1 protein-coding gene is annotated in these 725 nt (G+C 45.2%); it reads right to left on the bottom strand.

Annotated elements, in window-relative coordinates; all coding sequences use genetic code 11:
- Nucleotides 1-211 precede the first annotated feature (211 nt).
- On the bottom strand, nt 212-391 hold the full coding sequence (locus PVV68_RS10565) for a hypothetical protein (RefSeq protein ID WP_273783058.1): 180 nt from the start codon (nt 389-391) through the stop codon (nt 212-214).
- Nucleotides 392-725: the final 334 nt, after the last annotated feature.

Here is a 725-nt window from a genome sequence, read left to right as displayed (position 1 = left end):
TGCCACTGCACATGATACATCGGTGTTAACGTTCTCTTTAAAACACACAGATCATGACAATCAGCTTCAAAAAACAGCCTTACCAATGAAATACTAGCGAGAGGGTTGCGTGCACAACGCAATAATGACACACTGATCCTGCAAGCGTGCTTCACATATTGTACGCACAGCCTATACGGAGTCTGCCGCTCCTAAAGACTCAGACGGAATGCTACTTACGTCGTACAATGACCGCAGTTGTACCCTTAAACACCGGTTTCACCCCCCTATCACAATTGCTTGCCAAAAGCATCATGCCATCATAGCAACCGCTAGGACTTCCACAACATCGTCCTCCAAACTGTTGACGCATTGCCAAGCTTAAGAGTTTTCTTGGCTCACCTACGCCCATGAGACTATCACTCTCCTCTTTTTGAATCGTAAAACAAAATGATTTACCATGAGCGATAAACCATCTGCTCAAAGTCCAGCTAGCTCAAAGTCCAGCGAGCTTAAACTGATAGCATTCTAAACCTTTAGGCTCACGCTGCCCCCAAGGGGGCAGAGTCAGATATATTACTTCCCTCATCTCTTCACGCGCTGGGAGAAAAAAATCTGAAACTACGAGGCAACGCTGCATTTGTATGCAGCGTTGTTGTTAGGAATAAGCTTCTCTTGAGAGAGTTCTAATGGGAAGCACCCACAGCTAATGGTATAGGGATTCATTTGGATTCTTTCGAAATGCT

This window comes from Bartonella sp. ML69XJBT, assembly GCF_028618515.1.
Lineage (GTDB): Bacteria > Pseudomonadota > Alphaproteobacteria > Rhizobiales > Rhizobiaceae > Bartonella.
This window is presented reverse-complemented; position numbering and strand designations above follow the sequence as displayed.

Coding starts and splice junctions, on each gene's coding strand:
- PVV68_RS10565 (WP_273783058.1), bottom strand. CDS start 391: ATGGGCGTAGGTGAGCCAAGAAAACTCTTAAGCTTGGCAATGCGTCAA.